Origin of the sequence: Microcoleus sp. B7-D4, assembly GCF_036705125.1 — a bacterium.
Lineage (GTDB): Bacteria > Cyanobacteriota > Cyanobacteriia > Cyanobacteriales > Microcoleaceae > Microcoleus.
This window is the reverse complement of the sequence record NZ_JAUBTT010000046.1, coordinates 35,177-58,512: the sequence shown is the minus strand read 5'-3', so window position 1 is coordinate 58,512 and position 23,336 is coordinate 35,177. Positions and strand designations below refer to the sequence as shown.

At 44.6% G+C, this 23,336-nt stretch carries 12 protein-coding genes; 6 read left to right on the top strand and 6 right to left on the bottom strand.

Annotated elements, in window-relative coordinates; all coding sequences use genetic code 11:
• Nucleotides 1-31: 31 nt before the first annotated feature.
• The 5 genes from QUB12_RS19160 to QUB12_RS19140 all read right to left on the bottom strand — a co-directional run bounded on the left by QUB12_RS19160 (nucleotide 32) and on the right by QUB12_RS19140 (nucleotide 4,652).
• Nucleotides 32-1,045: a glycosyltransferase gene (locus QUB12_RS19160; protein ID WP_333142091.1), complete on the bottom strand. Its 1,014-nt coding sequence runs from the start codon at nucleotides 1,043-1,045 to the stop codon at nucleotides 32-34.
• Nucleotides 1,046-1,144: 99 nt separating this feature from the next.
• Nucleotides 1,145-1,660 (bottom strand): serine acetyltransferase, encoded by a 516-nt coding sequence (locus QUB12_RS19155; RefSeq protein WP_333142090.1) that lies wholly within the window; start codon nucleotides 1,658-1,660, stop codon nucleotides 1,145-1,147.
• A gap of 143 nt (nucleotides 1,661-1,803) precedes the next feature.
• Nucleotides 1,804-2,385, bottom strand: coding sequence for a serine acetyltransferase (locus QUB12_RS19150; RefSeq protein WP_333142089.1), 582 nt, complete (start codon nucleotides 2,383-2,385; stop codon nucleotides 1,804-1,806).
• A 196-nt stretch (nucleotides 2,386-2,581) separates the two neighbouring features.
• The gene (locus QUB12_RS19145; RefSeq protein ID WP_333142088.1) at nucleotides 2,582-3,592 is read right to left on the bottom strand and encodes a glycosyltransferase family 2 protein; all 1,011 of its coding nucleotides are present in this window, start codon (nucleotides 3,590-3,592) and stop codon (nucleotides 2,582-2,584) included.
• Nucleotides 3,593-3,734: 142 nt separating this feature from the next.
• On the bottom strand, nucleotides 3,735-4,652 hold the full coding sequence (locus QUB12_RS19140) for a histone deacetylase (protein WP_333142087.1): 918 nt from the start codon (nucleotides 4,650-4,652) through the stop codon (nucleotides 3,735-3,737).
• Nucleotides 4,653-4,729: 77 nt separating this feature from the next.
• On the opposite strand from QUB12_RS19140, the gene QUB12_RS19135 reads away from it, so the two are divergent.
• From QUB12_RS19135 to QUB12_RS19120, 4 genes are all read left to right on the top strand, one after another.
• Entirely contained in the window at nucleotides 4,730-5,239 is a 510-nt protein-coding gene (locus QUB12_RS19135) for a hypothetical protein (protein ID WP_333142086.1), read from the top strand.
• Between the two features lie 932 nt (nucleotides 5,240-6,171).
• Nucleotides 6,172-10,872: a PAS domain S-box protein gene (locus tag QUB12_RS19130; RefSeq protein ID WP_333300416.1), complete on the top strand. Its 4,701-nt coding sequence runs from the start codon at nucleotides 6,172-6,174 to the stop codon at nucleotides 10,870-10,872.
• Nucleotides 10,838-12,865, top strand: a complete 2,028-nt coding sequence (locus tag QUB12_RS19125) for an adenylate/guanylate cyclase domain-containing protein (RefSeq protein WP_333142084.1) — start codon at nucleotides 10,838-10,840, stop codon at nucleotides 12,863-12,865. Before QUB12_RS19130 ends, QUB12_RS19125 begins: the two co-directional genes overlap by 35 nt.
• 418 nt (nucleotides 12,866-13,283) lie before the next feature.
• Complete coding sequence (locus QUB12_RS19120; protein WP_333142083.1) at nucleotides 13,284-14,201, top strand: alpha/beta fold hydrolase; 918 nt, start codon at nucleotides 13,284-13,286, stop codon at nucleotides 14,199-14,201.
• 580 nt (nucleotides 14,202-14,781) lie between these two features.
• Here QUB12_RS19120 and QUB12_RS19115 read toward each other — a convergent pair.
• Nucleotides 14,782-15,663 carry a Cof-type HAD-IIB family hydrolase gene (locus QUB12_RS19115; RefSeq protein ID WP_333308003.1) on the bottom strand — a complete coding sequence of 294 codons (882 nt, stop codon included), beginning with the start codon at nucleotides 15,661-15,663 and terminating at the stop codon, nucleotides 14,782-14,784.
• 376 nt (nucleotides 15,664-16,039) lie between these two features.
• On the opposite strand from QUB12_RS19115, the gene QUB12_RS19110 reads away from it, so the two are divergent.
• Nucleotides 16,040-21,571 (top strand): ATP-binding sensor histidine kinase, encoded by a 5,532-nt coding sequence (locus QUB12_RS19110; RefSeq protein WP_333308000.1) that lies wholly within the window; start codon nucleotides 16,040-16,042, stop codon nucleotides 21,569-21,571.
• Between the two features lie 48 nt (nucleotides 21,572-21,619).
• Nucleotides 21,620-23,032, top strand: a complete 1,413-nt coding sequence (locus QUB12_RS19105; RefSeq protein WP_333142080.1) for an adenylate/guanylate cyclase domain-containing protein — start codon at nucleotides 21,620-21,622, stop codon at nucleotides 23,030-23,032.
• Nucleotides 23,033-23,336 lie beyond the last annotated feature (304 nt).

Genomic DNA, 23,336 nt, shown 5'->3' with positions numbered 1-23,336 from the left:
GGGTGGATTTTCTGGCACGTTACCTGTAATTCTAGCTGGCTGAATTAATAGAGTTGGTTGTTTTGTATTCGATTAGTTTGCTCTGCTGCCCCAACAATCGGCGCTGGTGAAACTGGATTTGACCTTGTAGCTGGGGAAATTTGGCTAATACGCATGACAAAGCGTAGATGGCTGCGTCTTTAGTTGTGAGATCCCGATGCTTTATATAATAGTTATAGGTGCGATAGGTTGCTAAGGGGTAGCCACTCAATAGTAACAAGCTCCAGCCTTTTGTCGGCCATGTCATTGCCAAGGCTAGGGCTGGTAAGACTAATCCCCACAGCCAGGTGCTTCGGGTTTCTTTGACCCAATGGCGCTCTGGTTCGCTGCCGTGCATCCAGGAACCCTCGGCATAGGCGTGACCCGCTCTTTGAGCCCGCTTCCACCACTGAGAGAAACTGCTCATTTGCGCGTCGTGCAGGGTCATTTCTACATCTAAGCGGAGGATTTTCCAACCTTTTTGGCGCAACCGCAAGCACAGTTCGGGTTCTTCGCCGGCTATTAGTGTGGGATTGAAACCTTCGACTTGCTCAAATGCTGCCGCGCGCATCATGGAATCGCCACCGCAGGCTTTGGTTTCGCCGATGGGGGTATCCCACTCGATGTCGCACAATTGGTTGTAGATGCTGGCTTCGGGGTATCGTTCGCGCCTGCGCCCGCATACTGCTGCTACCTCGGGTTTGGCTGTGAGTTCGCTGTAGGCCCGATCGATCCAGCCGTCAACGATTTCGCAGTCGCCGTCTACAAATTGGACAAATTCGATGTCTGGAACTAATTGCAGCAAGCGGGCAAAGCCTTCATTTCTGGCGCGTGCTGCGGTAAACGGTATAGATAGGTCGAGTTCAACTGTATCGGCTCCGATCGATCGGGCTAAATCTAGGCTACCGTCTGTTGAGCCGGAATCGACATAGACGACGCGGGCAACTTTGTCTGTGGCAGACACTAGGCATTGGCGGAGGCGCTGCCCTTCATTTCGTCCGATCGCCACTAATCCCACTTGTTTCAACTCTTACCTCTAAAATTCGACTACTGAGCAGTTCCTTTTATATTTTAATAAAAGTCGAGCTAATTTCCTAATTTTTCTGCGACTTATAGAAATTATTTTTCAGACTCCCTGGGTTTTTTTTTCGATTATTTTTGCCGGTATTCCCACAGCGGTTGCACCTGGTGGCACGTCACAAATCACCACAGCATTGGCACCAATCAAAGCATGATCGCCGATCGTTACGGAGCGAATAATTTTCGCTCCTGCACCGATATCGACGTGACCGCCGATTTTGACATCACCAACAATTGTCACCTGTTGAAGAATCAGACAGTTAGGGCCAATGGAAGCACTGGGATGAATGACAATGCCATTAGGATGAGGCAGCACCAGTCCTCCTTGTATTTGGCAGTTTAAAGGGATGTCTGTTGCAGTTACCACGCTCCAAAATCGATACTGAATAACGTTCCAACGGCATAAAATATATCCTGCAATTCCACCCTGCTTCTGCCACTTTTGATAGTTGCGGATAGATTTGAGCAGTTGGCGACTGGGTTCCCACCAGTTGCTGGGTTTTTCGCGGCTCCAGTCTGCTTCTGTAGCAGAAACGATTGGCTTAGTGATTGACTCAACCATTATTTGTGGAATATTTTGATGATGTTGACAATTGTGCCTATGTGTGGAGTTTGCCTTAACAGCCATCTTTAACTTGAGTAGGTAGATTGATGGAATCTCCGCAGAGTTATAGGAGAAGGAAAAGGCAGAAGGAAGACAATGATTTAAGTATTGTTTTCAGCAGGGCGGGATTTGATAATTTTGGCTGGGATACCAACGGCAGTTTGACCTGCGGGAACATCTGATAAAACTACAGCATTGGCACCGATATTTACGTCGTCTCCCAAGTTTACTTTTCCGAGGATTTTTGCGCCAGCGCCGACGTTAACCCGATCGCCCAATTGAGGAGATTCTAGCGGTTTGTCCAAATAGCGGTTTCCCAAAGTTACGCCTTGGCGGATAATGCAGTCGTCGCCGATCGTACAATATCCGTGAATAATAATAGCGTTTTGATGTTCAATCACCACGCGACGACCGAGCTTCACAGTGTAAGGCAAATCTATCCCGTAACTATTGCGGACTTTTCGGTAGAGCGATCGATAAATAATGCTCAAAGGAGCTCGCAGTAATTTCGGTTCTACCTGCATTCTCCAGACGCCAAAACGCTGCACTGCTACGGCGCGAAATCCCGGTTTTGTCCAATCTCGACCATGAGCAATCCAGTCTTCTTTAATTTGCTGCCACAGTCCCATGCCGGGGTTTTCTACTTGATTTTCACTGGTGATTAAGTTTTGCTCAGTTACCATAAGCTCTAATTCACACTATTTCTTGTTTACTGTATTGCTAGATGCCCACGATATTAATTGGTTAATCAGGTTTTTGAGAAAAAAGCAACCCGGTTTTATCGCTCAAGAATACTAATTCCTGGTCTGCCTCTGCAAATATTTTGCTTTGCCTAGGTTAACCTGGTTTAGTTGGCTTTTACCGATTTACCAACTCCCTTTAAAAGTTTTTGGATTTTTCAATCTTACCCCCCTTAAAAAATACACTATTTAATACAAAATCCCTCAGCAATTGTGGTGGATCGCCATCTGGTTTGCCTTGAAGTACGCGACGCACCCTCCAGGCTGCAAAACCTGAAGCCCAGGATACATCAGTTAATGCTGTGTAAACCAAGCCGTAGTTTTTGATAAAGTACCTACGCCGGGAATCAAACCAATAAGTCGGCAGCCGCTTGGCGGGCTTTTTGGTGTCAGTGACGCCTGAGCTTTGGCCGACTAAGTGCACCACGCGACTTTCGGGTACGTACCAGCAACTCCAGCCAGCTTTGTTCGCTTGCAGACAAAAGTCCATTTCTTCGCAGTACATGAAATAAGCTTCATCCATCAAGCCAATCTTTTCAAATACTTCGCGACGGACGATCATGCTGGCTCCAGCTACCCAATCAGTTTGACAGGTTTCTTGGGAAATGGGAGGCGCTGCGGCCCAGTTGGCTAATAACTTGGATATAAAGCCTGTCCGCCAACCAAAATCGAGTTCCGTCAAGATGTTGTGAAACCGAAAAGCTGACTCCTGGGGCGTGCCGTCGGGGTCTTCCAAGCGGCTGCCGGCGATGCCGGCTTCGGGATGAGTGTCCATGAAATCGACGAGGGCTTTGAGGGCACCGGGGCGAACTATGGTGTCTGGGTTGAGCAGCAGGAAGTAAGGGGGGGGATTGGTGGATTGGAGGGCGGGACGGATCAGGGCGTTGTTGCCGAAGGCAAATCCGCCGTTGCGGTCTAGGGGAACGAAGGATGCCCATTCATTCCAGCCTTCTGAGGCGATCGCACTACTAATTTCTTCGACGGAGCGATCGCCTGAAGCATTGTCGGCAACTACAACTCGCATACCGGGCAGCGATTGAACTTCGCTAACTAGAGAGCGCAAGCAGTCTATTGTCAAACTAGAGGTTCGGTAGTTAACAATGACAACCAGCAGTGGATAGGGGTGATTGGAGTCGCTGGCCTTCGACATAAGTACCGTTGTTTGTTTAACAACTTTTTAGCTCAAGTTGTACCGATCTGGCAAGCTGGAGCGATCGCTAATAGTATTTTTATTTATTTCGGTGAGGGAGACTGTTTTTTCCGCCATATTTCCGAAGTATCGCCGCTCTGGATCACAGTCGATACTGCCTGTAGGCTTGACTGGCGGCTCGGTGCAGCAGCGAATGTCGGTAAACTAACCCCTTAGCGTCATCGGAATAGCCCCCGCCAATCACGCAGGCAACGGGATAGCCACCAGCCAAACACGCCATCAAAACTTGCATTTCCCGGCGAAATAAGCCCGTATCAGTTAAAGCTAATTTTCCCAGTTTGTCACCGTGATGAGGGTCTACTCCAGCATCGTACAAAACTAAATCGGGCTTGACATTTGAAAGCAAATCTGGTAAGAATTTATCCAAGGTTTGTAAATACTCGTCGTCCTCCATACCGACAGGCAAAGGTACATCTAAATCGCCATTTTGTTTAGTGCCGGGAAAATTGACTTCGCAGTGCATGGAGAAAGTAAAAACGCTACTGTCATCTTGGAAAATTACGGCGGTTCCGTCTCCTTGGTGGACATCTAAATCGACAATTAAAACTTTGCGAACTAAACCATTTTTTTGCAAGACGCGAGAGGCGATCGCCAAATCATTAAAAATACAAAAACCCGACCCAAAAGCTGGGAAGGCGTGATGAGTTCCGCCCGCAGTATTGCAAGCCAAACCGTAGTCTAAAGCGAGCTTTGCAGTTAGTACAGTTCCTGCAACCGCAGTGCAAGTGCGATTAGCAAGGGCCCGACTCCAAGGCAGACCAATTCGCCGAGTCGCTTTGCTATCGAGCGTCCCGTTGCAGTAAGCTTGAACATAGGAGTGGTCGTGGACTAATTCAATCCATTCTTGAGGGGGAAGTTCGGGAGCGTGAAATTGCGATTTATCTGCTACCCCGTCCGCGAGCAGCATCTCGTAAAGCATCCGAAACTTTGCCATCGGGAAGCGGTGATCCGGTGGCAGAGGTGCAACGTAATCTTCGTGGTAAATAATTGGTAAGTCCATTAAAATTATTGTATAACGAATGAATCTCCAATTGAACGCCTGCAATCTCAAATTTAAATTCCCTGGAGAACTTGTATATGCAACAACTAAAAACAGTCTGGCAGTCCGGCAGCAGCCACCCCGAAAATGCTGACAATCTCGATAATATTAGTCAGTGGTGGGGAAACCTCAACGGGAAAGAAATTAGCTGGGTAGAGCGACTGATTCCGCAAATCGGCGGTCTGAGCGAAATTCACTGGCACCCCCAGCGTTTTGACGAAACATTTGTGATAGTCAATCCTGAAATTCGGGAGGAAACTCTCTATTGGTACATACCCGATTCTCCTGTCCAACGTAACAACACTGTTGACAAATTAGAACTTGACAACTTGCAACAGCAATTGTACATCTATCCTCAGTTGGAATCGGAACTGGTAATTCGCGTAGGAATTCCCGAAGTTAAATATCAAACACTTGAATTAAACAATCCCGAAATCGCCTTGGGGGCAGATAATCTGCTGCTGCTGTGGGAATCTGAGCAAGAACTAGAAATTAAAATTTACTTGAGCAATGAAAATATTGCTAAACTTAAGGAATTGCTGGCATAGAAAAGACCGAGAAAATAGTTTATAGCCTTTATCAGTAACATGAGGTGCTCACGCGGGCATAGGGCATAGGGCGTAGGGCATAGGGCATAGGGCATAGGGCATAGGGCATAGGGCATAGGCATAGGACTGGCCCCCCTCACCACGCTTGAGAACCGCTATATATGGTAGGCTTTGGGTGCGGGGCGAGCGATCTATACTCTTAGTCACCTATAAATATCTTAAGACTGAGGGGCGGGTGCGTCGAAACCGAGGTTTTTCACAGCCATACTTTGTTGCAGCGAAAAGAGTAAAAAAAACAGTTTCTTCGCCTCGCGGTACGTCCAGGTGTGTATCTCGGCTAAAACCCTTTGAATGTGGCAGCAAAATGTCCAGAAACTTGCGTTATCCTCCTGGGACTTTTAATGCAAAAGTCAAGCAAAAAATAGTCCTGGACGCATCAACCGGGTTGTACAAAAATACTTGGTTACAGCCCTTGAACAAAGTTAAAAAACCCGGTTGCTTTGGTCGGGAGTGCGTAAGCGAAGATTGTTTTTCTGCCAACTTAATTGGGACATCAAATAAGGGGATTTGTTGGGGCACTCAAAGGTGGTTAAATACGGTTATTTGGGGTGGGCAACTTAAGACAAGTAACCAATAAGTTGAAAAAATAGAAGGTGCGTTAGTTGATGGGCTAATACCGCATATTTCATTTAGATGTAGAGGGCGAGAAACCGGGTTTGTTGGACAGAATCAGTAATGATGCGAGAACTGTAAAGAAACCCGGTTTCTGGGATGTACTTCATAAACCGGGAATACGCTGTATTTAAAATTAATCCTCTTTTTGCTGATTTTGAAAACATTTAATAAATAATTATGCTCGCCAGGAATCGCTAAATTTATTAAATGATCGATCTGCTGCTAGCACTAAAACATTCACAATGATCCGACAAAAAATGATAGTTGACAAAGAAAATATTCACATTTTAATTATTGACGATCAGCCCCAAAACCTGCGGTTTATATCCAACATATTGACGAAAGAAGGGTATAAAGTTCAGCGGGCGATTTCGGGAGAAATGGCGGTTAATGCTAATTTAACCGTTCTCCCTGACTTGATTTTGCTCGATATTGCCATGCCCAAAATGAACGGATATGAAGTCTGTGCTAGACTGAAATCCAACGAGAAAATGATGGAAATTCCGGTTATTTTTTTGAGCAGTTTTGATGAAACTTTTCATAAAGTCAAAGCTTTTGAAGTTGGGGGTGTTGACTACATTACTAAGCCTTTTCAAGTGGAAGAAGTTTTAGTGCGGATCGAAAGTCAATTGACTATACAACAGCTATCAAAACAATTAAAACAGCAGAATGCCCAACTGCAACAAGAGGTAGAATTTCGCAAGCGAACAGAACAATCACTCCGGGAAAGCAAAGCGCGGTTGCAGAAATTGGCGGTCAATATACCGGGAGTTATTTATCAATTTATTAAGCAGCCTGATGGAAGTTTTAAATTTGAATATATAAGTTATGCTTGTCGGGAGATTTACGAATTAGAGAGTGAGGAAATATTAAAAAATTCTGACTTGTGCTTCGAGCAAAACCATCCAGATGACCACGAATATCTGGTAAAACAAATTGCTACTAGCGCCCAAAGTTTAGAACCTTTTGCCTGTGAATGGCGGATTGTTACACCGTCGGGTAAACTCAAATGGCTGCAATCTAATTCTCGGCCAGAAATGCGCGATAATGGCGATATTGTTTGGTATGGCGTACTTTTTGATATCACCGAGCGCAAGCAGGCAGAAATAGAAATGGCTGGAGCTAAAGCGGCTTTAGAACGGCAAGTTCAGCGAGAATTGCTGATTGCAAAAATAACTCAAGAAATTCGCTCCAGCTTGCAGCCCGAACAAATATTTGAAATAGCTGCAACTCAAATCGGTCTGGCATTCTGCGTCAATCGCTGTTTGATTCATACTTACGTTACTACTCCCCAAGTCGATATTCCTCTGGTGGCCGAGTATCTACAACCGGAGTGCGAATCTATTCGGAACGTACCTGTTCCAATTTGGGGCAATCCTCACGTCATACAAATGATGATACAAGATATGGCGATCGCCTCCAACAATGTTTATTCAGACCCTCTGTTGGAAGCTGTTCAACCGATTTGCCAGAAGGTTGGGTTAAAATCGATGCTGGCAATTCGCACTTCTTACCAAGGCAGGGCAAACGGTGCTATCTGTTTGCACCAGTGCGATCGTTACCGGGAATGGACTTCGGAGGAAATCGACTTATTAGAAGCTGTGGCGGCTCAAGTAGGGCTCGCTATCGCTCAAACTAAACTGATCGAACGAGAAAAAAACCGAATTCAGCAGCTCGATCGGCAAAATAAAGTGCTGCAAGCAGAAATTCGCACCCGCGTCCGCGCCGAGCAAGCTCTGCAAGAATCGGAAACAGAATTGCGGGCGATTTTTGCCGCCATGACTGACACAGTTTTAGTGAGAAATGCAGAAGGGCGCTGCATCAAAATCGCCCCGACAGCATCAACAAATTTGGTGAAACCTCCAAGCGAAATGATTAACAAAACCGCCCACGAAGTCTTGCCGAAACCTATAGCAGATTTAGTATTAAAGGCTATCCACGAAGCTCTAAAAACGAAGCAAACCATCAATGTTGAATATAGCTTTAAAGTCGGAGAGCGCGAAGTTTGCCTCGACGCTAAAGTTTCTCCGCTTACTCCAGATTCAGTGATTATCGTAGCCAGAGATATTAGCGTTCGCAAACAAACAGAATCCGCACTCAGAGAGAGCCAGCACTTCATTCAAGCGATCGCCGATTCCAATCCCAACCTATTGTATGTTTACGATGTAATTGAACAGCGGAATGTCTACAGCAACCGACAAATTTCTACGATGCTCGGATATACCGCCCAAGAAATACAAGATATGGGTACAGCAATGATGCCAATGCTGCTCAACCCCGATGATTTGCCAGAGTTTTTGGAAAGCGTCAAAAAAGTGGATCAAGCCCAAGACGGTGAGGTCATTGAATGTCAATACCGAATGAAACACAAAAACGGTGAATGGCGGTGGATGCACAGTTGGGATACAGTATTTCTCAGAACAGCCGAGGGTAAACCCAAACAAATTCTCGGCACTGCTAATGACATCACAGACCGCAAATTAGCCGAAGAAAAACTGCTAGCATCGCAGCAAAGAATCTCATTTTTATTGCAGCAAACGCCGATCGCAGTTATCGAGTTAAACCTCAATTTAGAAATTATCACTTGGAATCCCGCAGCCGTTGCTATTTTTGGCTACAGTGAGGAAGAAGCGATTGGTCGAGTCGCCTCCGATTTGATCGTACCGGAAAGCTACCACCCGCAATTATCTGAGATTTTCAATCACGACTTGAATGCCAAATCCAGCGGCACTACCGAAAATCTGACTAAAGACGGCAGAATTATCATCTGCGAGTGGTACAATACTCAACTAATTGACGATAACGGTACAGCAATCGGCATTGCTTTAATGGCTGTAGATATTACCGAACGCAAGCAGGCAGAAACCGAACTGCAAGAAAGTGCTTTACGACAAAGAGCGATCGCCCGCATCATTGAAAGAATGCGGCAAACTTTAGATATCCGAGAAATTTTTCACGCCACAACCCGAGAATTGCGCCAAACCATGAAGTGCGATCGAGTTGCTATTTACCGTTTCAATCCAGACTGGAGTGGCGAATTTGTAGCAGAATCCCGTGACCACAACTGGGCTTCTTTCATCCAAGCACAGGAACTTGATTCTAACCTTACTGAAGGCGCTTTAGACAGCGATCGTTGCGTCGTCAAAGAATTAGATAGCCCCTCACAAGAAGTACGCGATACCTATTTGCAAGAAACCCAAGGCGGCCCCTACAGCCGAGGTACCACTTACCTTTGTGTCGCAGATATTTACAAGCAAGGTTTCGACAATTGTTACATCCAATTGCTAGAAAGATTTCAAGCTAAATCCTACATTATTGTACCAATTTTATCTGGCAAAAAGCTCTGGGGATTACTAGCATCATATCAAAATTCTGCTCCCCGCCAGTGGAGTGAAGCAGAAATCAACGTTGCAGTTGATGTAGGTACTCAGCTAGGAGTCGCATTACAGCAAGCGGAATTGCTCGCCCGCACTCAAAGGCAGTCCATGGAACTGATTAAATCCAAAGAAAACGCCGAAGTTGCCAACCGCGCCAAAAGCCAATTTCTAGCTTCCATGAGCCACGAACTCCGCACACCTCTCAACGCCATTCTCGGTTTTTCCCAAGTCATGGCCCGCAACAGTTCTATCACGGAAGAACAAAAAGAATACATAGAAATTATTAACCGCAGTGGCGAACATTTGCTAGAACTCATCAATGATGTTTTGTCAATGTCCAAAATAGAAGCAGGTCAAATTACTATCAATCCCAGCCGCTTCAATCTCTACAACCTTCTCAACAGTCTCAAAGAAATGCTGCAACTAAAAGCCAACTCAAAAGGTTTGCACCTAATTTTTGAAAACGCAGATGATTTGCCGCAGTACATTCAAACAGACGAAGCTAAATTGCGACAAGTTTTAATTAATCTGGTCGGCAATGCGATTAAATTTACTCAGCAGGGAACCGTGACTTTGCGCGTCAGCAGCCACGCTAAAAAAGACGCCACCGAAGAAAACAAATCCCAATTGTATTTTGAAATTGCCGACACTGGTTCCGGCATTTCTCCCTTGGAAATTTCCACATTATTTAAGCCATTTGTACAAACAGAAAGTGGTCGAAACTCCATGCAGGGAACTGGTCTGGGGTTGCCGATCAGCCAACAGTTTGTCCGAATTATGGGGGGTGATATTGCGGTTGAAAGTCAACTCGGTCAAGGCACTCTTTTCAGCTTTAATATCTGGGTTGACTTAGTAACACAAAGTGATGAACAAGAAAAATCCCCGATTAAACAAGTTATTGCTTTAGAAGCCGGACAAGACACTTATCGGATATTAATAGTTGAAGATGTAGCGGAAAATCGCCAACTGCTGCTTAAGCTCCTGATACCCCTGGGATTTGAAGTCCGGGAAGCAACTAACGGTCAAGAAGCAATTGCTTTGCATTCAACTTGGAAGCCGCACTTGATATTAATGGATATGGTGATGCCCGTGATGGATGGGTATGAAGCGACAAGACAGATTAAGAAAACTCTAGAAGGTAAAGAAACAATAATTATTGCCTTGACCGCCAGTGCTTTTGACGAGCAGCGGCAAATAATTTGGTCTGCGGGTTGTAACGATTTGATATGTAAACCGTTTCGGGAAGAGGTACTCTTTGAAAAGATAGCGCATCACCTCAACCTGCGTTATATTTATGAGAAAGAAAACTTATCTACTTCTTTGGCAGCACCCACGCTGCTTAAAAGTTTGACCACCGAGGATTTGAGTGTAATGCCCACAGACTGGGTGGTCGAGTTGCACCGATCAGCACTTTGTGTGGACGACAACCGCATCCTCGAACTGATCCAGGAAATTCCCGAAACTGAGGCAAATCTCGCTAACGCTTTAACAGATTTAGTCGATAATTTTCGGATAGATATCATTATCGACTTAACTCAATTATATTATGATGAACGACCATCCATTACCAGCGCCTCCTAAAGACATTCTGATTGTTGACGATATGCCGGATAACTTGCGACTTCTATCGACTATGCTGACATCTCACGGGTATCATGTCAGGAAGGCTATTAACGGAAACTTGGCTCTGCAAGCGGCAAAAATATCTCCTCCCCATCTAATTTTACTAGATATTAATATGCCGCAAATGAACGGTTATGAAGTTTGTGAGCAGTTAAAGTTAAGCGAAAAAACTAAAGATATTCCGGTAATTTTTATTAGTGCGCTAGATGATGTGCTGGAAAAAGTTAAAGCTTTTCAAGTAGGAGGAGTGGATTATATTACTAAACCATTTCAAGTAGAAGAAGTCTTAGCCCGGGTTCAAAACCAACTTTCCCTTCGTTCGCTGCAATCCAAACTGGAACTGCAAGCTAGGGAACTGCACGATCGCAATTCTAGATTGCAGGAAGAAATCGCAGAACGCCAGCGGGCCCAAGAATCAATCCGGTTTTTGCTGGAAACTACGCGGGCGATCGGCGAAGCTGTAGACTTTCACTCAGCTTTAGAAGTAATTCTGCACCAAGTGGGCGAAACAATCGGATGGGATGTAGGAGAAGCTTGGATTCCCGATGCAGAAGGAACTGTGCTGCAATCTGCCCGGGGCTGGTATGCCAGCAACGCGAGGATGGAGGTGTTCCGCAGGCAAAGCGAACAACTGACATTTGGCATGAATATAGGGCTGCCGGGACGAGTTTGGGCATCCAAGCAACCGGAATGGGTAGAAGATATTTCCCAGGGCTACCCGAATTTTTTACGAAGTCAGATAGCACTAGAACTCGGATTCAAAGCGGGTTTTGGCGTGCCGATTTTGGTAGGCGATGAAGTATTGGCAGTGCTAGTTTTCTTTAAAATTTCGTCTGGTGGGAAAGACGCACGATTTATAGACGTTTTTAATGCCGTCGGCACTCAATTAGGTTCTTTAATTCAACGCAAACAAGCAGAAGAATTGCTGCGTATTGCCCAAGAAAAATATCACAGCATTGTACAAAATGCTATGGAAGGCATTTTTCAAAGCACGCCTTCAGGAGGCTATCTCAGCGCTAATCCAGCTTTGGCAAAATTGTACGGTTACGACTCGCCAGAAGAACTGATGTCGGAGATTAAAAATATTGCTCAGCAACTGTACGTTGACCCGGAACGCCGCCTCGAATTTGTGGCTGCTATGGATACTGAAAATGCCGTTTCGGGGTTTGAATCTATGGTATGTCGCAAAGACGGGCGTCGGATTTGGGTGTCAGAAAATGTTCGGGCTGTTCGAGATTCAAAAGGTGAGCTGCTCTACTATGAGGGTACTGTTTCTGACATTACAGAGCGCAAATTAGCGCAAGAAGCGCTCAAAGTTCAACAAGAACAAAGCGAGAAGTTGCTGTTAAATATTTTACCCAAACCAATCGCAGAACGCTTGAAGGCAGAGCAAAGCACGATCGCCGACAGTTTTGCCCAAGTAAGTGTTTTATTTGCTGATATTGTTGGCTTTACTGAGTTGTCTGCTAGAATGTCTCCCACCGAGTTGGTAAAGCGCTTGAACGTAATTTTTTCGCACTTCGACCAGTTAGCTGAAAAGTACGGTGTGGAGAAAATTAAGACTATTGGCGATGCTTACATGGTAGTCGGGGGGTTGCCTACGCCGAGACAGGATCACGCCGAGGCGATCGCCCAAATGGCCCTGGGAATGCAGGCAAAAATAGCAAAATTGTGCGCCGAAACAGGGGAAAAACTGGCAATTCGCGTCGGCATCAATTCCGGGCCAGTTGTTGCGGGAGTGATTGGTGTGAGCAAGTTTACTTATGATTTATGGGGAGATACGGTGAATGTAGCGGCGAGGATGGAAGCTACGGGTTTTGCAGGCAGCATTCAAGTTACTGATGTTACTTATGAGCTTTTGAAAGATAAGTATTTGTTTGAGATGCGAGGCGTGATTCCGGTAAAAGGTAAGGGGGATATGATGACTTATTGGTTGCTAGGAAAAAAGTAAAAATTGGGAATTGGGCATGGGGTATGGGGCATTGGGCATGGGGCATCGGGCATGGGGCATGGGGCATGGGGCATGGGGCATGGGGCATGGGGCATGGGGCATGGGGCATTGGGCATTACAACAAATAACCAATAACAAATAACCAATAACCAATAACCAATAACCAATAACCAATAACCAATAATTCATGACAACTGACAACTGACAACTGACAACTGACAACTGACAACTGACAACTGACTACTGACAACTGACAACTGACAACTGACAACTGACTACTGACAACTGACAACTGACAACTGACAACTGACTACTGACTACTGACTACTGACTACTGACTACTGACTACTGACTACTGACTACTGACTACTGACTACTGCTATGATGAAAGTCGTTAACGAAACTTTACATAATAGCCGTGACTGCACAACAATTAGTATCTGCAACGAGTTTTGAAAAGCTAATTTGGACTTGGAAAGGTCACAAAATCCAATATACCGTCCAAGGAACCGGCCGCCCTCTGATCTTGATTCACGGATTTGGGGCTTCGATCGGACATTGGCGGCAAAATATCCCCCCACTAGCGGCCGGCGGCTATCGCGTATTTGCGCTGGATTTGCTGGGATTCGGTGCTTCCGCCAAACCAGCCCTAGATTACACTCTGGAATTGTGGGAAGAATTGCTGAGTGATTTCTGGGCGGATATGGTACTAGAACCGGCGGTATTTGTTGGGAATTCGATCGGCGCTTTGCTGAGTTTGATGGTAGTCGCCAACCATCCAGAAATATCAGCCGGCGGTGTCTTAATCAACTGTGCCGGCGGGCTCAACCATCGGCCCGACGAACTGAATTTCCCGCTGCGAGTAGTGATGGGGACTTTTACTAAATTAGTTCGATCGCCCCTGATCGGCCCCTTTGTCTTCAACAACATCCGCCAAAAACACCGCATCCGCAACACCCTGCGCCAAGTCTACGGGAACCGCGAAGCCATCACTGACGAACTCGTAGAACTCCTGCACGCCCCCTCCTGCGAGCCCGGAGCTCAACAAGTGTTTGCCTCGATTCTCACAGCCCCTCCAGGCCCTCAACCGTCAGAATTGCTGCCCAAAGTCGATCGTCCGTTATTGGTACTTTGGGGCGCAGACGACCCCTGGACACCCATCGCCGGCAGCCAGATTTATCAACAATTGGCCGCCAACGATAAACCAGTGAAATTTGTTTCCATTCCCAACACAGGCCACTGTCCCCACGACGAGCGGCCCAGTGAAGTCAACGCTCTGATTTTGGACTGGCTGCTGGAATTGAAGTACAATTTTTCTGAGCGAGGCAACCATTGAGCGATCGAGTCAAACCCTTGCAGTGCAAAAGTTTTGCCTCGCTTCTCCGCACCGACACCCCCGCAGCAGCCGACTCAAAAAACAATTTTTGGAAAAAGTATTGACACAATTTACTGAGTCAGCTATATTGATGGACGTGTGAGGAGCGAACCAGAAGAAGCACCGAGACGAAACACGGCCAGTCGTCGGTGCTTTTTCTGTTGAAACCCGTTTTTAAGAGTTTTAAATTATCTATAATTCACATCCCCCATATCTGTAAGCCCGCCCCGCTTTCTTCATTTCTTCCTACCCTACCCTTCGGGAACCCCTGCGGGGAACGGGAACGGCTTCGCCGAACGCGTTCTTAGCGTCTTCGCGGTTCGTTAAATAAATATTCTGATTTTGCAAAAAAAGTAATTGACTCCATTTGATATCGAAAAATCCGAAAGTGTGGATGGTTTTTGAGCATCAAAATTTGATTGCATAGAACTCAAAACTAGAGAGTTGTATAAGAATAAATTGTCGCTGGGTCGGGGCGGGTTAATATACATTTTTTCCAAATGTCGCTAAACCCGCCCCTGCGGTATTTGTGCTGCAAATATCAACGATCGCCCAAAACAAATTGTTCGATCGCAGCCGCCACCCCATCTTCCTCCACATCCGGCGCCACCCAATCAGCAGCAGCCTTCACCCCATCAGGAGCATTGCCCATCGCCACCCCTACACCCGCATAGGCAATCATTTCTACATCATTAAAATTGTCGCCGATCGCCATCACATTCGCCGCCTGCAAACCCAAAAGTTCCTCCGCTAAATACTGCACCGCATCTCCCTTATTCGCCAAAGGATGCGTAGCTTCAAAAAAAGTAGCAACCGATTGAGTCAAATAAAGCTCTGCAGGCGTGTAGCGCTGCCGCATACTGCTGAGCAAGCCGTCGAGTACCCCCGGATTCTCGCACAATGCCAAAACTTTCGTCGGTTCCCCCGGAAGATCTCGCCGCAAATCTTTAATCACCATTGGTTTAATGCCCGATCGTTCTGCATAAATTCGGGTAGCTGCGGTAATTTCCGGCACGTAAAGTTGGTCGTCAATGTAGAAATGGATCGAAAGCAGCGATCGCAAATGCGGTTCTTCAAAATAATCTAACAGTTGCAGAGCAGTTTGTTTCGACAGCGGCAAGTGCCGCAGCCGTTTTTGAGTAGCGTGATCTTGAATCCACGCGCCCTGGTAGCAAATCAGTGGCAATGTTGAGCCGATGTCCCGGTGAAAACGCAAAGCTGATCGGTACATCCTGCCCGTAGCGACGGCCACTTTCACTCCCCGCGACTCGGCAGCCAAAATTGCCTGCTTGACTGGTTCTCGGATGGTATTTGACAAACCTGCGATCGTGCCGTCTATATCCACTACCAGCAATTGAATGTCTGCGGTGCCAAAAGCGCGATCGGTCGCATTAGCTGGATTTGAGGCAGTTATATTCTGCATGATTTTTTTAGATTTTAGCTGTTGATTTGCACGCACCCGTTTATTTTGCCACTGGCGGGATAGCAAAGTGCCACTTCTGATTTTTTGAATACTAAAATAATATAGATAACTAAATAAGCGACAAAAAAAGTATCTAGGAGGACTGTTTAGGGATGGATTTAGCTAAGCTATATCATAGTAGCCAGTTTACTGCCGTAAAAACCGCACTCGACCGATGCTGTGTATTTTCACTTACTTAATAATACTTGTGTGCAAAAAGAATGCAACTCTAAGCCCGCGAGCCAAACCCTTATATCATCAATCATTCCCAATCTAAAATCTAAAATCTAAAATCTAAAATTGTATAGCCGCCTCTTTGAAATTACCCCCAACTATCATGATTTCTATTCCGGGATACCGCATTGACGGAGAACTTTATACAAACCCTCACACAGTTATTTATCGAGGGATGCAGCTTGAGGAACAAAAACCCGTTATCCTCAAAACTCTCACGCCGCCATACCCTAACCCAGCGCAAATATCCCAACTGCTGCACGAATCCGAAATTCTTAAAAATTTGAATTTACCCGGAATAGTCAAGCTTTACAAAATAGAAACATACAATCACTTCCCTGTTTTAGTCTTAGAAGATTTTGGTGGTATTTCCCTAAAAGACTTTCTCAGCAACAACCAGCTAGAGTTACAACAATTTCTGCATATTGGCATCAAACTAGCAGAAACAATTGGGCAACTCCACGAACACCACATCATCCATAAGGATATTAAACCCAGCAATATTATTGTCAATATCGAGACAGGAGATGTCAAGATTGCTGATTTTGCGATCGCCTCCCTGCTACCGGGCGAAAACCCCGCCCCCAGCCATCCCCATTTACTCGAAGGCACTCTCGCCTATATGTCTCCTGAACAAACGGGGCGCATGAATCGGGCGATCGACTACCGCACCGATTTTTATTCTTTAGGCGTCACCTTTTATGAGATGCTTTGTGGCGAATTGCCTTTTCTGGCGATCGATCCTATGGAATTAGTACACTGCCATATTGCCAAAACGCCAGTTTCTCCTTGGGAAAACAGAAAGCAAAAAGTACAAAGCAGAAGCATCGAAGGCAGAATCAATCAATTAGGAAGCAAGGAGATTCCTCAAGTCGTTTCCGATATCGTCATAAAACTCTTAGCAAAAACAGCCGAAGACAGGTATCAAAGTGCTTTCGGACTTTTGTACGACTTGGAAAATTGTCTCGTTCAACTGCAAACTACAGGCGAAATTTCCCACATAACCCTCGGCGAGCAAGATCAGTCAAGTCACCTGCAAATTTCCCAAAAATTTTACGGGCGAGAAGTAGAAGTTAATATGCTTCTCAGTATCTTCCAGCGGATGAGGCGAGGCAATACAGAAATTGTGCTGATTTCGGGTGCCGCAGGTGTGGGCAAATCGTCGTTAGTATATGAAGTTTACAAGCCGAGTCGGCGGGAAAACGGGTATTTTATTGACAGCAAATTTGAGCAATTTAAGCGCGATATTCCCTACGCTTTTTTGCTCCAAGCTTTTCAGGATTTGTTGCGACAAATATTCACAGAAAATGCCGCAGAAATCCATGTTTGGAAAGAAAAAATTTTAAAAGCACTCGGCGGCAACTGCCAAGTAATTATTGAAGCTATTCCCGAAGTAGAACTGATTGTCGGGCCGCAGCCCCCCGTCCCAGATTTAGGAGCAAATGAATCTCAAAATCGCTTTAATTTAGTATTTCAAAACTTCATCCGCGTCTTTGCTCAAAAAGAACACCCCCTAGTAATTTTCTTGGACGACTTGCAGTGGGTCGATTCAGCATCTCTCAAGTTAATAGAACTGCTAGCAACTGACCTGGGGACTCAATATTTATTAATAATTGGAGCTTATAGAGAGCAGGAAGTAGATGCAAATCATCCCCTAATGCTGACCGCCGAAGCAATTAAAAAAGCAGGCGGCACTGTGAGGGCGATCGCCCTTTCGCCTTTAGATATAAGCAGCGTCAACCAATTTGTTGCCGATACTTTGAACTGCGCCCCAGAAAAATCCCTAAGTTTAGCAGAATTGCTTTGGCGAAAAACTGCGGGAAATCCCTTCTTTTTAACTCAATTAATAAAATTTATTTACTCAAAAGGTTTAATTAATTTTAAACTTTCACCCTCGAATAATTTGGTCGAGCTAGCTGAACCTAACCTGTCGGGCTTAGCGCAACCAATCTCAGAGCAAATTGTGAAAAAATGCCATCTTACAGGCGAGTGGCAGTGGGATATTGAACAAATACAAGAAATGGGAATAACTGACAATGTTGTAGAATTAATGATAGATAACATTCAGAAACTTTCAAAAAAGACCCAGGAACTGCTTAAATTAGCCGCTTGTATCGGGAACAAATTTGATTTAGAAACTATCTCGACAATCGCCGGAAAACCTCTCGCTTCCGCAGCAACAGACCTCGGAGAGGCACTTCAGTCCGGTCTGATTTTGCTCGTAAATAACGCCTACAAAATTCCGATCGCACTAGCAGCAAGCACAGAAGTAACAGACACAATATCTAGAGACTTTACCGATAAATTTTCCCTACCAGTGGCTGATGTTTCGAGCGCCACTTACAAATTTTTGCATGAGCGAGTGCAGCAAGCAGCTTATGCTTTAATATCCGATTATCACAAACAAGAAATTCATCTCAAAATAGGCAACTTTTTACTGCAAAATTCACCGCCAGAGCAATTAGAAGAGCATATTTTTGATACCGTAAACCAACTAAATTTAGCGAGAGAAATCATCCGCAGCCAATTAGAAAAATTTCAATTATCCCAATTAAATTTAATTGCAGGTCGCAAAGCAAAAGCAAGTGCAGCTTACGAACTTGCCCTCAAATATTTAACTGCAGGTATTGAACTGCTTCCCCCCGAAAGTTGGCAAACTGACTACGACTTGACTCTTGCACTCTACGAGTCAGCAGCAGAAGCTGCTTACCTCAATACCGACTTTGAACCAATGGAAAAATGGGCGAGAATTGTCCTGCAACACGCAAAAAATGAACTAGACAAAATTAAAGTGTTTGAAATCAGAATCATAGCTTGTGCGATGCAAACACAACTCCAAGAATCGGTAAAAATTGGTCGGGAAGCACTAAAAATGTTAGGAATTAACTTTCCAGAATCGCCGATTCCCCTCCACATTCAGCAAGCACTTGCTAAAACTGCCGCTTATTTAACCGACAAAAAAATAGAAGATTTAATTAACTTGCCCATTATGACAAATCCGCACAAATTAGCAACTATGCGCGTGCTTTCCAGTATGTTTTCAGCTACATTTATAGTTGAACCTGTGCTGCTGCCGCTGATTGTGTGCGAGCAAGTTAATTTATCTATTAATTACGGAAACTCTACTTTTTCTGCCTTCGGTTATGCTAATTACGGAGCAATTTTAAAAGGAATAGTTAGAGATATTGAATCGGGCGATCGCTTTGGTCAATTAGCTTTAAATTTGAGCGATAGATTAAATGCGTTAGAATTCAAAAGCAAAACGCTTAATTTAGTAGCATTCATTTTGATGAACGGCAAGCATCACGTTAAAGACTCTTTGCCGCTATTAGAGGAGGCCTATCAAAGCGCGCTAGAAAATGGGGATTTAGAATCTGTCGGATATTCAGCCGTAAATATTTGTCAGTCTTTGTATTTCATCGGTCAAGAATTGCCACAACTGGAACGGAGAATGCTAAGTTACAACCATTTGCTGTTTCAACTCAAGCAAGAAACTGTATTGACTTGGAATCAAATATATCGGCAAAATATTTTGCAATTGATGGGAAAATTGGAAAGTCCACACCTTGTATTAGGGGAAGCATACAGCGAAGAAAAATTGTTGTCGCTGCTGTTGAAAGCTAACGATCGGGTGGGACTACAGCACTTTTATTTGCAAAAATTAATACTAGCCTATTTATTTGGAGATACCGCTACAGCGCTAGAAAATGCAGCGCAAGCCGAAGTATATTTAGACGGAGTAGCAGGCTTTATTAATGTTTCTGAATACCAGTTTTACGATTCTCTAGCCCGCCTAGCCGCCTATCCATCTGCAACAGAGGAGGAACAAGAAGAGCATATTTTTTACGCTGTCAGTAACCGAAAAAAACTGCAACAAAAAGCGCTTTCGGCGCCCATGAATCTTCAGCACAAATGCGACTTACTTACGGCAGAAAAAGCGCGTGTTTTGGGCAATGTTGAGAGAGCAATGGAATATTACGATCGCGCAATTGACGGAGCCGAAGAAAATGGATACATACAAGTACAAGCACTAGCAGCAGAATTGGCAGGAGCATTTTATCTATCCATAGGAAGAGAAAAAAATTCTAAAACTTACTTGACAGAAGCGCGTTATTGCTATCAGCGCTGGGGAGCAACAGCCAAAGCAGCGCATTTAGAATCGAAATACTCGCACTTGCTAACTTCCGCCTCGATTTCAACTAATATTGAAACTCACAAATCTACCAGCAGCGCTTCTTCCACTACGAACGACGCTGCAGGCGTGCTAGACTTGACTACCGCAGTTAAAGCATCGCAAACCTTAGCGGGCGAAATAGTTCTAGACAAACTGCTGGCAAAAATGATGAAAATTGTTATTGAAAATGCCGGGGGGCAACGAGGGTTTTTAATACTAGAAAAAGAGGGTCAATGGGTGATTGAAGCATCAGGATCTGTAGATGTCGATCGCGTTGCTGTCATGCAATCAATTCCGATAGATTTTGTAGCCGACGATCGAGAAGTAACTTTGCTGGCAGTTGCAGTTGTGAATTACGTCGCCCGCACCCAGGAAAGTATAGTTTTAAACGATGCCAGCCGCGAAGGACAATTTACTCGCACACCCTATATAATGGCGGTTCAACCTAAATCAATTCTTTGCACTCCGTTAATTAATCAAGGCCAACTCACGGGCATTCTATATTTAGAAAACAATCTGACTACAGGCGCTTTTACCCAAGACAGGTTAGAAATATTAAAACTGCTGTCTTCTCAAATTTCTATCTCCATCGAAAATGCCCAACTTTACGCCAACTTGCACCAATTCAATCAGAATCTCGAAAATTTAGTACAGCAGCGTACCTCCGAGCTCTCCCAAACTTTAGCAGACTTAAAATCGGCTCAAAATAAACTGGTAGAATCGGAAAAAATGGCTGCCCTCGGAGGGTTGGTTGCAGGTGTGGCCCACGAAATCAATACTCCCATCGGCATCGGCATCACCGCCGCCTCCCTGCTTGCTGAAAAAGCCACAAAGTTTTTTGAGGTTTACCGTAACGGCCAAATAAAACGTTCCGAGTTAGAAAAGTTCCTGGATACCGCCATGCAAAGCAGTAATATGATCTTATCTAACCTCACGCGGGCGGCCGACTTGATTCACAGTTTTAAAGAAGTAGCTGTGGATCAGTCTAGCGAGTTAAAACGCACGTTTAATGTTAAAAACTATCTAGAGGAAATTTTGACATCCTTAACAGCCAAACTAAAAAGAACTAAGCACAAAATACAGATTAAGTGTGATGAAAATATTGTAGTGGACAGTTACCCCGGCGTAGTGTGTCAAATTGTGACAAATTTGGTGTTGAATTCCCTATTTCACGCCTACGATGGAGAAGACGAAGGAGTTCTGGCTTTTGATTTCAAACTAGAGGGCGATCGGGTAATATTTGAATATGCCGATAACGGCAAAGGAATTGACCCAGAAAATCTCAGTAAAATTTTTGAACCGTTTTTTACAACCAAAAGAGGTCAGGGAGGCACGGGATTGGGACTGCACATTATTTATAACCTTGTTACTCAAAAACTAAAAGGCACAATTAGCTGCACAAGTCAACTAAATAAAGGGACAAGATTTATGATTGAATTTCCCGCTAAAATGAGCAGTTAGTTATTAGACCGCCAACATGGATATAAGTTTTATATAGGAGAACGATATATGTCAGAAGCTAGTAAAAACCTGTTGGCTGCAGGCGATGACGAATTAATCCCAGCGGGCGACGATGAATTAATATTTGCCGAGGAAGACGAGGCGGAAGAAAAACCGCTAGAAGAAAGTTGGAAAATACTAATTGTCGATGATGAAATCGAAATTCATAATATTACTAAATTAGCATTAAGCGATTTTAAATTTGAAGGTAAAACTATAACATTTATTAGCGCTTACTCAGGAAAAGAAGCTAAAGAAATAATCCAAAATAACTACGACATAGCATTGATTTTACTTGATGTAGTTATGGAAACAGAAGAAGCAGGCTTGGAAGTAGTTAAATACATCCGCGATATTTTAAATAATCAAATTGTGCGAATTATTTTACGAACTGGACAGCCCGGACAAGTACCAGAAGATGTAGTAATTGTCAGCTACGATATCAATGATTACAAAACCAAAACAGAACTTACTAACAAAAAATTATTTACCACAGTAGTCACCGCCCTGAGAGCATTTAGATCCCTGAATCAAATCGAATCCAGCAAAAGCGAACTAGAAAAAATTGCCGCCGCCTCAGCCCGTTTTGTACCCCGTGAATTTTTGAAGTTTCTCAAAAGAGAAAGCATCGTTGATGCGAGACTAGGAGACTCTGTACAAGCAGAAATGACGATTATGTTTGCCGACATTCGCTCATTTACAAGTCTGTCAGAAAGTATGTCTCCCCGAGAAAACTTTGAATTTCTTAACTCTTACTTAAGCCGAGTTGGCCCAGTTATCCGCCAGTACAACGGTTTTATAGATAAATACATTGGTGACGGGATTATGGCTTTGTTTCCTAACAGGGCTGAAGATGCTGTGCAAGCAGCAATTGAGATGCAGCAGCAAGTAAAAATTTATAACAGACACAGGCAAAACAGTGGCTATCAACCTATTTCGATAGGGATTGGCTTGCATACGGGGACTTTAATGTTAGGTACGATTGGCGAAGCGGAACGAATGGAAAGTACGGTAATTTCTGATGCCGTTAATTTAGCTTCCCGCGTGGAAGGATTGACAAAGCTTTATGGAGTTAGTATTGTAGCTAGCGTCCAAACCCTTTGCCGGATAGACGATCCTCAACATTACAAGTGCAGGTTTCTCGATCGCGTTCAAGTAAAAGGAAAACAAACACCTGTTGCTGTATTTGAAATTTACGATGGCGACTCGGCGACAATGATCGAACTAAAAGCACAAACTCAAACTTATTTTGAACAGGGAATTTTTTTTCACTACCAGCAGCAATTCGCGCAAGCAAGGCAAATGTTTCTGCGCGTTTTGCAAGTCAACAAGTATGATAAGGCAGCATCTTTTTATGCAGAAAGGTGCGATATGTTGATGAAGAATGCAGTCATTATGACTCTGGAAGGAATAGAGATATAGGGAATAGGGCATGGGGCATGGCGCATGGGGCATGGGGCATGGGGCATTGGGAGTTGGGAGTTGGGCATTGGGAATTGGGCATGGGGCATGGGGCATGGGGCATGGGGCATTGGGAGTTGGGCATTGGGCATGGGGCCGAAAAGAATTAGGAAATGGGCATCAGCTCAGATAGTGAACAGTGAACAGTGAACAGTGAACCGTCAACAGTCAACAGTCAACAGTGAACCGTCAACAGTGAACCGTCAACAGTGAACCGTCAACAGTGAACCGTCAACAGTGAACCGTCAACAGTGAACCGTCAACA